Here is a 12,284-nt window from a genome sequence, read left to right on the forward strand (position 1 = left end):
GTTCACGCCGTCACCGCCGCGACGGTCGCGTCCGGCCCGGCGGGTGCCGGTACGGCCACAGCGGCACCGGCGGCGGTAGCGCTGCCGGTCGGATCGACGGTGAGCCGTCCGTCCAACACCGCCCGGGTGAGCCGTTCGAAGGCGGTCACACCGACCTCTAGGCACCGCTCGTCGACGTCGAACGAGCCGGAGTGCAGGGGCGCGCCACCACGCTCGCCGGTGACGCCGAGCTTGACGTACAGGCTGGGGCCAAGTGCGCCGAGCAGCGCGAAGTCGTCGGTGGTCAGCGGCGGCACCGCGAGGTCCGTCACCTGCATGAGGCCGGGCAGCTCGGCGTGGGCGAGCGCGACGAGTTCGGCCGCGTTGCGGACCGGCGGCATCTCGTTGGCCCAGGTGAAGCGAACGCCGAGGTCGAGCGCGGCGGCCTGCTGGCGGGCGACCCGCTCGATGACCGTCTTGAGCCGCTCGCGGGTGCCCTCGTCGAGGGTGCGCAGCGTGCCGGTGGCCTCCGCGTACCCGGCGACCTGGCTCTGGCTGGCCCCGCCGGAGATGGTGCCGATGTTGAAGGCCACGAGTTCGTCGGCGTTGCGTGACCGGGCCACCGCGGCGTGCAGCATGTTCACCATGCCGCTGAGCCCGAGGATGGCGTCGCGGCCCAGCGCCGGGGTGGCGGCGTGCGCGGCCCGGCCGAGGACCTCGACGCGGAACGCGTCCTTGGCCGCCATGGCGGTGGTGCGGTCCACACCGAGCGCGCCGACCGGCAGGTCGGGCCAGCAGTGCAGGCCGAGTACGGCGTCGAAGCGTCGGCCGCACAGCGCCTCGTCGACGAGGACCGCGGCGGCTCCGGAGGTCTCGCCGAACGGGATCTCCTCGGCCGGTTGGAACAGCACGGTGACCGAGCCCCGGGCCGGCGGTGCGGCGGCGAGCCGGGCGGCGGTGCCGTAGGCGACGGTCATGTGCACGTCGTGTCCGCAGGCGTGACAGACCCCGGCGTTCGTCGACGCGTAGGGGGCGGTCTTGGCGTCCTGCACGGGATAGGCATCCATATCGGCCCGAAGAAGGACCGACGGCCCCGGGAGGGACCCTTCGAGTTCGAGGAGCAATCCGGTACCGGCGATTCCGGTCCGCAGCCGCCCAAACGGCTGAAGCTTCTCGGCCAATGTCCCGGCCGTACGGTGTTCAGTAAACCGCAGCTCGGGGTGGCGATGGAGCTGACGCCTCAGCCGTACCAGCTCATCAACCCCGTCGTGTCCCCGCGCCACCCGGCCCACCCCTCGCTCGCAACCTGCAATCCGGACCTAATTGAGACAAGAACCTAAGTCAGGGGGGTGTCCGCGTCAATAACCCGCCAGAATTTGGGTTATCGTCCGTGACCATGGACCGCGCTGACGCCCATCTGCACCTGTTCGCCGACGGCTACCCGGGCCGGTACGGGCGCTCCCCTGCCGGCGGCCAGGAGATCGCCGCATATCAGGACATCCGTCGTGTGCACGGCATCGATCGGGCCCTCGTGGTCGGATACGAGGGCGAGTCGCGCTTCGCCGGGAACAACGACTACCTGGCCGGTCTCGCCGCCCGGCACCCCTGGATTGCCCCGGTCGCCTACGTTCCACCAGGTGGACCGGCGGACGGGCAGTTGGCCCGCTGGTGGGCAGCCGGGTTCGTCGGGCTGGCCGTGTACCTGACGGACGCCGAGGCGGCCGACCGCTTCACCGACTGGGTGGCCGGCTCCGCCGGCGACCTCATCACGGCCGGTGCGGTGCTCAGCCTCAACGCGACCCCGGCCGCCACCCGCCGACTCGGCACCGCGCTCGCCGCCCTCGACGGATGCCCGGTGTTGTTCAGCCATCTCGGGTTGCCCGGGAGCCGGGCGACGCCCCCGAACCCGCAGCAGGCCGCCGAGACCCTGACACCGCTGCTCGACCTGGCCCCACTGCCGCACGTCGGGGTGAAGATCTCCGGCCTGTACGCGGTCAGCGAGCCGCCGCACGCCTGGCCGCACGCGGCGGCCCGCCCCTTCGTCGAGCTGCTCCTGGAGCGTTTCGGGAGCCGCCGACTGTACTGGGGCTCGGACTTCCCGCCCAGCCTCGACCACGTGTCGTTCGCGCAGACGCTGGAGCCCGTCGGTCTGGACGACCTCGCCCCCACCGAGCGGGCGGACGTCTTCGGCGCCAACCTGCGCCGCGTCCTCGACCGGGCGACCGCCACGGGAGGCGACGTGTCAGCGGCCGAGCCGTCGTCCTGAGGTCGCGCCGGGGTGCAGCAGCCCGCCAGCCGGCAGTCCTACCGGGTGTCGCACCGGCGAGCCGGGGGCGGCCCGCCGGTGCCGACGCTCAGATCACCGACGCGTACCACTGGGCGCCGGTGACGCGGATCCGCTGGGACTGCTTGCGGTTCCACTCCACCCGCAGGCCGTGCTCGCGCAGCACCGGGAAGACGAGGTCGTCCAGGAGGCGTTCCAGGTCGGCCTGGTAGCCGGCCTGCTGCTCGGCCTCGGAGAGGGCGGCATAGGCGGCCTCGTCGAAGTCCACCGGCGGATAGGCGCCGTAGCCGAGCCAGACCTGGCCGTCCTCGCTGTCGATGAGCGACTCGGTGTCCTGCTGGTGATACCAGAGGTAACCGTGCCAGTGCCGGGAGTCGTCCCGCTCGTCGTGGATCTCGCCCGCCGCGCAGGTGCCGCAGCAGCTGAAGTTCTCCCTGGCCACCACTCCGCGCCGGTGGAGTTCGGCGAAGGCGCGGGTGAGGTTGCCGCACACCTCGCCCCACCCGCGTTGCTGCTCCCGCCGCGCCGCCAGCGCCGTCCCGTACGCCGCGCGTAACTCCTCGTCGGTGGCACCGTGGCGCTGCTCGTCCTGGTCGAAGAAGTCCACGAACTCGTCGGCGTCGGTCTCGCCGCGCACGATCCAGGCCCAGATCTCGGCCTCGATCTCGTCGCGTCCGGGCTCCCCGATGCGCTCGGTCAGGAACCGTACGCCCGCCGGACGCTCGTTGTAGATCCATTCGGTCACGGCGAGGATCTTCACACGCCCCTCCGACAGCCGCGCCCGCCCGACGTCGGCACCGGACGCCGGGCGGGACAATCGGGGTTCACCCGTCGGTGGCGGCACCGGGTCCCTCGGTGTCGCGTCTCAGCGGGACGCCTTGCGGACGCCGGGCAGCTCGCCGCGCAGGGCCATCTCGCGGAACCGGACCCGGGACAGCCCGAACCGGGCGAGAACACCTCGGGGGCGACCGTCGACCATGTCGCGGTTGCGCAGCCGGACCGGGCTGGAGTCGCGGGGCAGCCGGGCGAGTCGGCGTACCGCGTCCTCCCGGTCGGCCGGGTCGGTCCCCGGGTGTGCGATGGCCCGCTTGAGAGCGGCGCGGTGCGGGGCGTACCGGGCCACGAGTTCCACCCGGCGTTCCTGACGACCGACCAGGCCGGTGCGGGCCATCAGCGTGCCTCGCGGAACTCGACGTGCCGGCGCACGATCGGGTCGTACTTGCGCAGCACCAGCCGGTCGGGGTCGTTTCGGCGATTCTTCCTGGTCACGTAGGTGTAGCCGGTGCCGGCCGTGCTGCGCAGGCGAACGATCGGCCGGACGTCGGTCTGCCGGGCCATCAGACCGTCACCCCCCTGCCGCGCAGTCGGGCGACGACCTTCTCGATGCCGTCGCGGTCCACGGTCCGCAGCGCCTTGGCGGTCAGCGTCAGCCGGATCCAGCGGCGCTCCGAGGGCAGCCAGTAGCGGTGGTTCTGCAGATTCGGGTTCCACCGGCGGCGGGTCCGCCGATGGGAGTGGGACACGGCGTTGCCGAAGCTCGGCTTCGCCCCGGTGACGTCGCAGCGTCGCGACATGGCCTGCTCCTTCACAGATGGAAACGACAGGACCGCTCCCGACAGGTCCGGGGTCCACGCCGAGGAGGCGGGCGCGACGGGCTTCGTCTCGGGAACGATCACGTGTCTATAATGACAACCGTTTTCAACTACGTCGAGAGGGCTGTGATGTCCACGTCATCCGTCACGTCGACCGGCCCGGCCGCCGTCCAGCGAGCCGGACCGCCCTCACTGACCGTGCTCAGTGGCTTCTGGCCGGCCGCGACCTACGCCGTCGCCCGCACGCTGCTCACCGCGGACCCGGCGCTGCTGCTGGTCCGGCACGACCTGGGCGACGTACGGGCCGGTGTCGTGCACCGGGTGGTCCGCGACCGGTCGGGGGTGCTGGAGGACGAGCGGATCACGCTGGCCCACGGCTGCGTCTCCTGCACACTGCGCGACGACGTCCTCCCCACTCTCGCCCGGCTGGCCGGCACCCATCCGCACCGGGACCTGGTGTTGATGCTGCCGGAGGTGGTCGAGCCGGAGGCGGTCGCCGCCGCCTGCGCCCACTGCCTCGTCGACGGCACGCCGCTGACCGACCTGCTGCACGTCGACTCCTACGTCACCGTCGTCGACGCCGAACACCTGCTCGACGGCCTGGCCAGCACCGACGACCTGAAGACCCTGGACATCCACGCCGCCGCCGACGACGACCGGGCACTCGCCGACGTCGTCGTCCGGCAGATCGAGTACGCCGACACCCACGTCCTGTGGGGACACTCCCCCGACGGCGGCTACGACACGCACCGCCTCGCGACGTTGCTGGCACGCATCGCGCCGTGGGCGATCCAGATCCGCGTCGACGACGACCTGGTCGACGCGCACGCCCTGGCCCGGCGGCTGCGCCGGACCGACCGGCACCGACCAGAGACCCCTGGCGTGCTGGTCCGCGGCCTGGAAGGGCACCTGCTCGGTGTCCACGAACCCCACCCCGACCAGGGGATCGTCTCGGTCGTGTTCCGGGCCCGCCGGCCGTTCCACGCCGAGCGCCTGCACGCGGTGCTGGAGGACGTCAACGCCGACGTGATCCGCTCCCGGGGGCACCTCTGGCTGGCCAGCCAACCCGAGGCGGTCGTCGCCTGGGACTTCGCCGGCGGCGGCCTCGGCCTCGGCTCGCTCGGGCGCTGGCTGACCTGCCTGCCGGACACGCACTGGGACGAGGTCTCCGACCATCGCAGGCTCGCCGCCGCCCTCGAATGGGATCCCTACTACGGCGACCGCAACCAGCACCTGGTCTTCGTCGGTCTGGACCTCGACCCGGCCGCGCTGCGGCACACCCTCACCGGATGCCTGCTCACCGACGCCGAACTCGCCGACGGCGAGGACGTCTGGCGCGGTTACCCCGACCCGTTCGCCGGGTGTTTCCCGATGACCGACGCCTGACCGGCGTCACCGGTCCGCGCGGCCGCTGCCCGGGTGGCAGTGCTCGCGCGGACCGCGTCCGGACGCGGCCCGTCGAACCCGGCCGGGCCCGCTGTCGCGATCAGGCGGATACCGTCGCCGGTCCCATCTGGAAGTCCGGGTCGATCTGCATGCTGAGGTCCACACCCGTACGGTCGTTGGCCCAGGCCACGGCGTTGCGCCGGTGGAACTCGTGGGCCCAGCGGGTGAAGGCCGCCCAGTCCTGGGTGGTGGCGTCCACGACCTCGGCCAGCCGGCCCAGCGCGGCCCGGTTCTCCGCCTCCACCTCCTCCAGCGGTCCGAGGACGCCCCGCTCGGCCCGGCGCACGTACGCCGAGCGCCCCACCCAGGTCAGCAGGTCGTCGCCGACGTGCGCGCGGAGGAACTCCACGTCGGCGGCGTCCTCGACCTTGTTGCCGATCACGGACAGGGCCACCCCGTAGTCCCGGGCGTAGCCGGCGTACTGCTGGTAGACGCCGACTCCGCGTACGGTCGGCTCGCAGACCAGCACGGTGCGGTCGAAGCGGGTGAACAGCCCCGAGGCGAACGAGTCGGCACCGGCGGTCATGTCCACCACCACGTACTCGCCGGGGCCGTCGAGCATGTGGTTGAGCAGCAGCTCCACCGCACCGACCTTGGAGTGGTAGCAGGCGACCCCCAGGTCCTCGGCGGTGAACTCGCCGGTCACCGCCAGCCGCACCTCACCGACGGGCGCCACACAGCTCGTGTAGATCGAGTTCTCCTCGTCCACCCGGAGCAGGCGTGACCCCCGCCCCGCCGGGGTGGTCTTCACCATCTCGGCGGCGGAGCCGATGCGCGGGTTGTCGCCGCGCAGGTACTCCTTGATCGCGGGCAGGTGGGCACCGAGCGGCACGGGGGTGGCGGCGTGGTCCGATCCACCGAGGGCGACGGCGAGGTGCTGGTTGATGTCGGCGTCGATTGCCAGCACCGGCCGGCCCGCGGCGGCGAGGTGACGGGCGTAGAGCGCGGTGAGCGTCGTCTTCCCGCTGCCGCCCTTGCCGACGAACGCTACCTTCACCGCGACCACCCCTTGACGCTAACGGGAACCGTTTCCACAAGCGCGATGGTAACGGGTGGTGCGGCTTCCGCCGCGCGGAACCCGCTGATCGCGTCAGAAAATGGTCACCGGGATTCCGTCTCGGTTACGGGGCGCCACCCCCGGCAGACCACGCCGTCTCCGGCTCGGTCTGCGGGACGGGCAGGTCGAGGACGTCCACGGCGAGCCGACGGATCGTGTCGAGGGTGGCGTCCCGGCCACCGGCCGCCTCCACCATGAACAGCAGATGGCGTACGCCCGGCAGCGCCGTCGCCCGGGCCACCGCCTCCCGGCATCGATGGGGCGAACCGACCGGGTGGATGTCGATCAGATGGTCCACATAGCGCTCCGGATCGCGACGCCCGCCTGCGGCACCGTCCAGCCGGACGTACTCCCGGGTGCCGGCCAGCAGCGGAGGGAGACCGGCGCGAACCGCCCGCGCCGCCGCGTCGTCGGTCGCCGCCACCTGGGCGACATGGGCGCTGGCGTGGTGGATGCCGGCCGGATCGTGCCCGTACGCGGTGGCCACCCGCGCGTGTCGGGCCAGCAGTTCCGCCTTCTCGGCCAGGTCGGCGTGCAGGCCGAGCAGGAGCGGAAGGCCGTACCGGGCGGCGAGGTCGACGGTGCCCGGGGTGGTCGCGGCCACCCAGAGCGGCACCCCGCTGCGCGGTCGCGGCACCACCGGCACCGGCCGGAACGGGAAGCGCGCGTTGCCGGCCACGGTCGGTTCGCCGGAGAGCCACCGCAGCAGCAGTTCCACCGAGTCGCCGAAGCCGTGCCGGAACCGGTCCAGGCCGGTACCGAAGACCTCGAGGTCCACCCAGGGGCCACCCCGGCCCACCCCCAGCCGGAACCGGCCGCCGGAGAGTTCGTGCAGCAGCACCGCCTCCTCCCCGAGTGCCACCGGGTGCCGATTGGACAGCACACAGGCGGCGGTGCCGACCGTGATGCGCCGGGTGGCGCCGAGCAGGTGCGCGGCGAAGGCGACCGCCGAGGGACAGACGCCGTACGGGATGAAGTGGTGCTCGGCGATCCACACCCCGGTGAATCCGGCGGTCTCCGCCGCACGGCCGTACCGGTGGGCGTCGGCGAGCGCGTCGGCGTGGGTGTCGCCGGGCCGCTGCCCGGCGAGCAGGAACAGGTGCGCGTGCACACCGCGTTCCGCTCGCCGGGTGCGGTGGTGATCAGCAGTCACGCAGCTCGGGCGACTGGTTGAGCAACTGGCCCCGGGTGGAGACGAACCGGCGGTAGGTGTCGGAGTCGACTGCCGCCGGCCGGAAGGCCGCGACCCGGTGGCAGTTCTGGAAGGCCAGCTTCACGCCGAAGTGACGCTCCAGGCTGGACCGGATGGCGTCGCTGGCCAGGGCCCGCAGCAGTTGCCCCCGCTCCGCCTCGCTGGGTGGCGGGAGCACGTTGTCGGCGAACTCCTCGCCCGAGGCAGCCAGATCCGACGCCACGCGGCTGACGGTCTGCCAGGCGTACGGCAACGACTCCCGTACGCAGGCCACGAACTCCTCGTCGTTGACCGGGCCGGACTCGGCGGCCCGCAGCAGGTCGGGCGGCACGGTGAGAGACATGCTCCTCCTCAGTTAACGATCACGGTTTTCGCTTTCGTTAGACTGAGCACACCATGCCGGTGACCACCCGTCAATGCCCGAACACGGAAAGCCACCACGGAGTCCGGCGAGCCACCCCGGTCAGCCCCGAGAGGAGCCGCGCTATCGGGCCGCGCAGTCGGCGCAGACACCCACGATCTCAAGCGTGTGGTTGAGGTCGGTGAAACCGTGCTGGGCCGCGACACCTTCGGCCCACTCCTCCACCGCCGGGCCGACGACCTCCACGGTGCGACCGCAGTCGCGACAGACGAGGTGATGGTGGTGGGTCCGACTGCACCGGCGGTACAACTGCTCACCGGAGGGCAGGCGTACCGTGTCGACCTCCCCCGCGTCCACCAACGCCTGGAGCGTGCGATAGACGGTGGTCAGGCCGACCGACGCCTTCTGGTCCCGCAGTTGGGCGTGCAACCCCTGGGCGCTACGGAACTCGGTCAGCTCGTCGAGCAACCCGACGACCTCGGCCCGCTGCCTGGTGTTGCGGGCAGCGCCCGGAATCGATTTGATCGCCATCGCCACTCCCCTTCGTCCGGGCCTCGGGCCGGCGTGCCACCCTCGCGGCCGGGTCGGCGACGCGAGGCACATCGACTCGTCGCCGGGCCATTATGATAGCCACCGTCGCGCCGGCCTCCGGCCACTGCGCGTCTCGGTGGTGTCCGCCACCGAGGCGGGCGTGTGCGGCATGAGGCGGGCATACGGTGGGCACCGACATCGACGGCGGCGTGGAGGTCCGGCCGGGAGGCGCGGGTTCGTCATGGTCGTTGGCCGACGTGCTCACCGCCGACCTACCTCGTGACTACGACGCCTTCGGCCTGCTGTTCGGGGTACGCAACTACGCCGGCTTCACGCCGGTCGCCCCCGGCCGTGGCCTGCCGGAGGACACCAGTCCGGAGTTGCGTCGACTCTGCACCGTCGAGCCGGTCCACGACTGCACCTGGGTGACGTGGGCAGAGGTGGCCCGGATCGACTGGACGGCGAGTGCGCCCCAGGTGGACGACCGGATTCACGAGTACCGGCCGACGAGCGCCGGAGAGCTCCTGGTCGGCAAGGCGAGCCATCACGGGCGCGCCTGGCACGCGGTGGCCGGCGAACACGTGCGACTCGTCGTCTGGTTCGACAGCTGACACGGCGGGTCGACTCCCGATCGCGACGACGGGAACTCCGGAGGCTCACCCCGCCGGCTCGTCGGGCGTGCACGGCCACCCCTGATCGCCGGTGCGGCAGCTCCGGCGCGGGGGTGTCGAGTCGGGAACGTTACGACTTGACGAACGGCATGTTATCGCTCACAGTCGATGCCTAAGGACGGCGCCTGCGGTCTACCGGGCAAGCTCGCTACGCCGGATCTGGGATCGGGCGCGCCCGAGGAGAGCGGCGATCATGTTAGCGCTGCCATCCCGTGCTCGCGTCCGACCCGTGCGTCACGGTGCGCCCGGCTCCGGGTGGACCGCTCATCTGTTGGTCATTGAAGGAGGATCATGTCTGCCTTCGGTAGATCTCCATCGATCGCACCGCCGTCGCGGCGGCGCCGGTGGTTGCCGCGGGTCATCGCTGCCGGCGTGGCAGCGGTGATGGTCAGTGGTGCCGCCGCCGCGGTGCTGGCGACGCCCGCCGCTGCGGCCACGGTCGACACCAACGCGTGGTACGTGCTGGTGAACCGCAACAGCGGTAAGGCCCTGGACGTGTACAACCTGGCCACGAGCGACGGTGCGCGAATCACCCAGTGGACCCGGAACAACGGTAACCAGCAGCAGTGGCAGTTCGTCGACTCCGGTGGTGGCTACTACCGGTTGAAGTCCCGGCACTCGGGCAAGGTGCTGGACGTCTACAACTTCTCCACCGCCAACGGCGCGAACATCGTGCAGTGGAGCGACGGCAACGGCACCAACCAGCAGTTCCGGTTGGCCGACTCCGACGGCGGGCACGTGCGCCTGATCAACCGCAACAGCAACAAGGCGGTGGAGGTGCAGGGCGCCTCGACCGCCGACGGCGGCAACATCGTGCAGTACGACGACTGGGGCGGCGCCAACCAGCAGTGGCAGCTCGTCCGCGTCGACGGTGGGACCACGCCCACCACTCCGCCGCCGTCGGGTACGTGTGGTCTGCCGTCGTCGTACCGGTGGTCGTCGACGGGCGCGTTGGCGCAGCCGCGCTCGGGCTGGGCGTCGTTGAAGGACTTCACCCACGCCCCCTACAACGGTCAGCAGCTCGTCTACGGCACCACCCACGACTTCGGCACCAGTTGGGGGTCGATGAACTTCGGCCTCTTCTCCAACTGGAACCAGATGGGCTCGGCCAGCCAGAACGCCATGCCGTTCTCCGCCGTCGCGCCGTCGCTGTTCTACTTCGCGCCGCGCAACGTCTGGGTTCTGGCCTACCAGTGGGGCGGCCCGGCGTTCTCCTACCGCACGTCGACCAACCCGGCGGACGTGAACAGTTGGGGGCCGGCGCAGACCCTGTTCACCGGATCGATCTCCAACTCCGGCACCGGCCCCATCGACCAGGCTCTCATCGGTGACAGCCAGAACATGTACCTCTTCTTCGCCGGGGACAACGGCCGCATCTACCGGGCCAGCATGCCGATCGGGAACTTCCCCGGCAGCTTCGGCTCCAACTACACCACGATCATGACCGACACCACGAACAACCTGTTCGAGGGTGTGCAGGTCTACAAGCTCCAGGGCGAGAACCGGTACCTCATGCTCGTCGAGGCCATCGGTTCCCAGGGCCGCTACTTCCGCTCCTTCACCGCCACCAGCCTGGGTGGCACCTGGACTCCGCAGGCGGCCACCGAGAGCAACCCGTTCGCGGGTAAGGCCAACAGCGGCGCCACCTGGACCAACGACATCAGCCACGGTGAACTCATCCGCACCAACGCCGACCAGACGATGACCGTGAACGCCTGCAACCTGCAACTGCTCTACCAGGGCCGTTCACCCAACTCCGGCGGCGACTACGGCCTCCTGCCGTACCGCCCCGGACTGCTCACCCTGCAACGCTGATCACCCTGCAACGCTGAACCACCGCCACACACCCGGCGGGCCCGCAGTGGGCCCGCCGGGGTGAGCACCCCGGCGGCCCTGTCCCGTACCCGTGGGACAGGGCCGCCGGTGGCGTTTCCGCCGGTCAGGTCTCGGGCCGTCCGGCGGTGGCGGCGAGGTCACCACGGTGTCTGGCGGCGATCACCCCGGCAGCGCGTCGCACCAGTTCCGCCGCGGCCGGGGAATGGCCGGTCACGCCGCTCAGATCTTCGGCGTGGTGGCACGCGCGGCGTCGAACCGGGCGATCACGTCCGACCAGTTCACCAGGTTCCACAGCCGGTCCACGTAGTCCGGCCGGACGTTGCGGTACTGCAGGTAGTAGGCATGCTCCCACGCGTCGAACACCAGCAGCGGCGTGCTGCCCTGCCCCACGTTGCCACGCTCCACGATCAGCCGCCGCCCGAGCGGCTCCCAGTCCGAAAGCGGGGAGCGGGGTCTACGCGGATGTCACAGGGCGGGTCGGACCACGAAAGTGGCCGAGGACGCGGAGGCGCCGTCGCCGATCGGGGACACCTGCATCTGCCGCTGACCGTCGTGGCGGAGGTACCGGTTCGGGTAGTTGTAGGAACGCAGTGACGTGTGCGTACCGCCGATGCCGCCGACCTGGCAGAACGTCGCGTCGGCGCGGAACACGTCGCCGCCTTCGGCACGGTGCAGGAACACCCGGAACTCGTGGTGCCGCAGGTAGTGCCCGGGGAAGTTGACCGATTCGAAGGAGAGGCAGGCGCCGGCGAGGCCGGTACGCACGACGAACCCGGAGTCGGCCCTCGCACCGGCGCTGCTGCCGGCGTCGACGGCGTCGACCTGGGCCTGGAAGCCGGCGTGCCGCACCCGACGGCCGGGCAGGGCGGCCACCTCCAGACCGATGCGGGTACCCGGGGTCAGGGCGGTGCCGGCCGGAGCCGTCGGCGTCGACGAGGGACTCGCGGGGACGCTCACCACCGGTGGCGGCACGGCGGGGACGGGACCCGCGGACGTGGGGGCCGCAGTGGCGCGGCGGGACACGCTGGCACCGCCGCCGTCGGTGGTCGGGATGGCGCCGGGAGACAGGGTGGGCACCCCCGTGGCTGCCGACGGTGTGATGGCGCCGAGGTCACCCGGGCCGAACGGTGGCCCGTCCACGTCCGGGCCGGGCACCGCCGCAGCGAACTCGCCGCGTACCGGTTCGGGCGCGTCACCGCCGTACAGTGCCGTCGCGCCGACGACGGTGCTCACGGCGACCACGGCGACCCCGCAGAGCAACAGCTTGCGCCGAACGTCGGCCGCGCCGGCACCGTCGGGCCGGTGCTGTCTCTTCTAAACATCTCCGAGCCAACG

The 12,284-nt window shown here is 71.6% G+C and carries 15 protein-coding genes; 4 read left to right on the forward strand and 11 right to left on the reverse strand.

Annotation, left to right across the window (positions count from 1 at the left end):
* Window positions 1-2 precede the first annotated feature (2 nt).
* Window positions 3-1,271 (reverse strand): M20 family metallopeptidase, encoded by a 1,269-nt coding sequence (locus EYA84_RS15925; protein ID WP_343232772.1) that lies wholly within the window; start codon window positions 1,269-1,271, stop codon window positions 3-5.
* A 104-nt stretch (window positions 1,272-1,375) separates the two neighbouring features.
* Here EYA84_RS15925 and EYA84_RS15930 point away from each other — a divergent pair, with 104 nt between their 5' ends.
* Window positions 1,376-2,245: an amidohydrolase gene (locus EYA84_RS15930; RefSeq protein ID WP_131053861.1), complete on the forward strand. Its 870-nt coding sequence runs from the start codon at window positions 1,376-1,378 to the stop codon at window positions 2,243-2,245.
* A gap of 88 nt (window positions 2,246-2,333) precedes the next feature.
* Here EYA84_RS15930 and EYA84_RS15935 read toward each other — a convergent pair whose 3' ends face one another.
* From EYA84_RS15935 to rpmB, 4 genes are all read right to left on the reverse strand, one after another.
* Window positions 2,334-3,008, reverse strand: coding sequence for a DUF6891 domain-containing protein (locus EYA84_RS15935; protein WP_161594980.1), 675 nt, complete (start codon window positions 3,006-3,008; stop codon window positions 2,334-2,336).
* 120 nt (window positions 3,009-3,128) lie between these two features.
* Window positions 3,129-3,434, reverse strand: coding sequence for a 30S ribosomal protein S14 (gene rpsN / locus EYA84_RS15940; protein ID WP_131053863.1), 306 nt, complete (start codon window positions 3,432-3,434; stop codon window positions 3,129-3,131).
* Window positions 3,434-3,601, reverse strand: a complete 168-nt coding sequence (gene rpmG / locus EYA84_RS15945) for a 50S ribosomal protein L33 (RefSeq protein ID WP_095565727.1) — start codon at window positions 3,599-3,601, stop codon at window positions 3,434-3,436. Before rpmG ends, rpsN begins: the two co-directional genes overlap by 1 nt.
* Window positions 3,601-3,837 carry a 50S ribosomal protein L28 gene (gene rpmB, locus EYA84_RS15950; protein WP_131053864.1) on the reverse strand — a complete coding sequence of 79 codons (237 nt, stop codon included), beginning with the start codon at window positions 3,835-3,837 and terminating at the stop codon, window positions 3,601-3,603. The genes rpmG and rpmB overlap by 1 nt, the downstream gene beginning before the upstream one ends.
* 147 nt (window positions 3,838-3,984) lie before the next feature.
* Between rpmB and EYA84_RS15955 the strand changes: the two genes are divergently transcribed.
* Window positions 3,985-5,241 carry a GTP-binding protein gene (locus tag EYA84_RS15955; protein WP_131053865.1) on the forward strand — a complete coding sequence of 419 codons (1,257 nt, stop codon included), beginning with the start codon at window positions 3,985-3,987 and terminating at the stop codon, window positions 5,239-5,241.
* Between the two features lie 100 nt (window positions 5,242-5,341).
* Here the strand turns inward: EYA84_RS15955 and EYA84_RS15960 are convergent, their stop codons facing one another.
* The 4 genes from EYA84_RS15960 to EYA84_RS15975 all read right to left on the reverse strand — a co-directional run bounded on the left by EYA84_RS15960 (window position 5,342) and on the right by EYA84_RS15975 (window position 8,442).
* A complete protein-coding gene (locus EYA84_RS15960; RefSeq protein ID WP_131053866.1) occupies window positions 5,342-6,298 on the reverse strand; it encodes an ATP-binding protein in 957 nt (318 codons plus the stop codon).
* 124 nt (window positions 6,299-6,422) lie between these two features.
* Entirely contained in the window at window positions 6,423-7,511 is a 1,089-nt protein-coding gene (locus EYA84_RS15965; RefSeq protein WP_236145790.1) for an LLM class flavin-dependent oxidoreductase, read from the reverse strand.
* Window positions 7,501-7,893 carry an SCO5389 family protein gene (locus EYA84_RS15970; protein WP_131053867.1) on the reverse strand — a complete coding sequence of 131 codons (393 nt, stop codon included), beginning with the start codon at window positions 7,891-7,893 and terminating at the stop codon, window positions 7,501-7,503. The genes EYA84_RS15965 and EYA84_RS15970 overlap by 11 nt, the downstream gene beginning before the upstream one ends.
* A 141-nt stretch (window positions 7,894-8,034) precedes the next feature.
* Window positions 8,035-8,442: a Fur family transcriptional regulator gene (locus tag EYA84_RS15975; protein ID WP_131053868.1), complete on the reverse strand. Its 408-nt coding sequence runs from the start codon at window positions 8,440-8,442 to the stop codon at window positions 8,035-8,037.
* 185 nt (window positions 8,443-8,627) lie between these two features.
* Here EYA84_RS15975 and EYA84_RS15980 point away from each other — a divergent pair, with 185 nt between their 5' ends.
* Both EYA84_RS15980 and EYA84_RS15985 read left to right on the forward strand, forming a co-directional pair.
* Window positions 8,628-9,053, forward strand: coding sequence for a hypothetical protein (locus EYA84_RS15980; RefSeq protein WP_131053869.1), 426 nt, complete (start codon window positions 8,628-8,630; stop codon window positions 9,051-9,053).
* Between the two features lie 351 nt (window positions 9,054-9,404).
* Entirely contained in the window at window positions 9,405-10,928 is a 1,524-nt protein-coding gene (locus EYA84_RS15985; protein ID WP_131053870.1) for a non-reducing end alpha-L-arabinofuranosidase family hydrolase, read from the forward strand.
* A gap of 240 nt (window positions 10,929-11,168) precedes the next feature.
* On the opposite strand, the gene EYA84_RS15990 is transcribed toward EYA84_RS15985, so the two are convergent.
* Together EYA84_RS15990 and EYA84_RS15995 are read right to left on the reverse strand one after the other, a co-directional pair.
* A complete protein-coding gene (locus EYA84_RS15990; protein ID WP_394347575.1) occupies window positions 11,169-11,354 on the reverse strand; it encodes a Fe-Mn family superoxide dismutase in 186 nt (61 codons plus the stop codon).
* A gap of 60 nt (window positions 11,355-11,414) precedes the next feature.
* On the reverse strand, window positions 11,415-12,182 hold the full coding sequence (locus tag EYA84_RS15995; protein ID WP_161594981.1) for an AbfB domain-containing protein: 768 nt from the start codon (window positions 12,180-12,182) through the stop codon (window positions 11,415-11,417).
* Window positions 12,183-12,284 lie beyond the last annotated feature (102 nt).

The sequence above is a fragment of the Verrucosispora sp. SN26_14.1 genome (genome assembly GCF_004307965.1).
Taxonomy (GTDB): Bacteria; Actinomycetota; Actinomycetes; order Mycobacteriales; family Micromonosporaceae; genus Micromonospora.

Excerpts from the sequence above, each read along its gene's own strand:
- EYA84_RS15930 (WP_131053861.1), top strand. The coding sequence starts at position 1,376 with ATGGACCGCGCTGACGCCCATCTGCACCTGTTCGCCGACGGCTACCCG.
- rpsN (WP_131053863.1), bottom strand. The coding sequence starts at position 3,434 with ATGGCCCGCACCGGCCTGGTCGGTCGTCAGGAACGCCGGGTGGAACTC.
- rpmG (WP_095565727.1), bottom strand. The coding sequence starts at position 3,601 with ATGGCCCGGCAGACCGACGTCCGGCCGATCGTTCGCCTGCGCAGCACG.
- rpmB (WP_131053864.1), bottom strand. The coding sequence starts at position 3,837 with ATGTCGCGACGCTGCGACGTCACCGGGGCGAAGCCGAGCTTCGGCAAC.
- EYA84_RS15955 (WP_131053865.1), top strand. The coding sequence starts at position 3,985 with ATGTCCACGTCATCCGTCACGTCGACCGGCCCGGCCGCCGTCCAGCGA.
- EYA84_RS15970 (WP_131053867.1), bottom strand. The coding sequence starts at position 7,893 with ATGTCTCTCACCGTGCCGCCCGACCTGCTGCGGGCCGCCGAGTCCGGC.
- EYA84_RS15975 (WP_131053868.1), bottom strand. The coding sequence starts at position 8,442 with ATGGCGATCAAATCGATTCCGGGCGCTGCCCGCAACACCAGGCAGCGG.
- EYA84_RS15985 (WP_131053870.1), top strand. The coding sequence starts at position 9,405 with ATGTCTGCCTTCGGTAGATCTCCATCGATCGCACCGCCGTCGCGGCGG.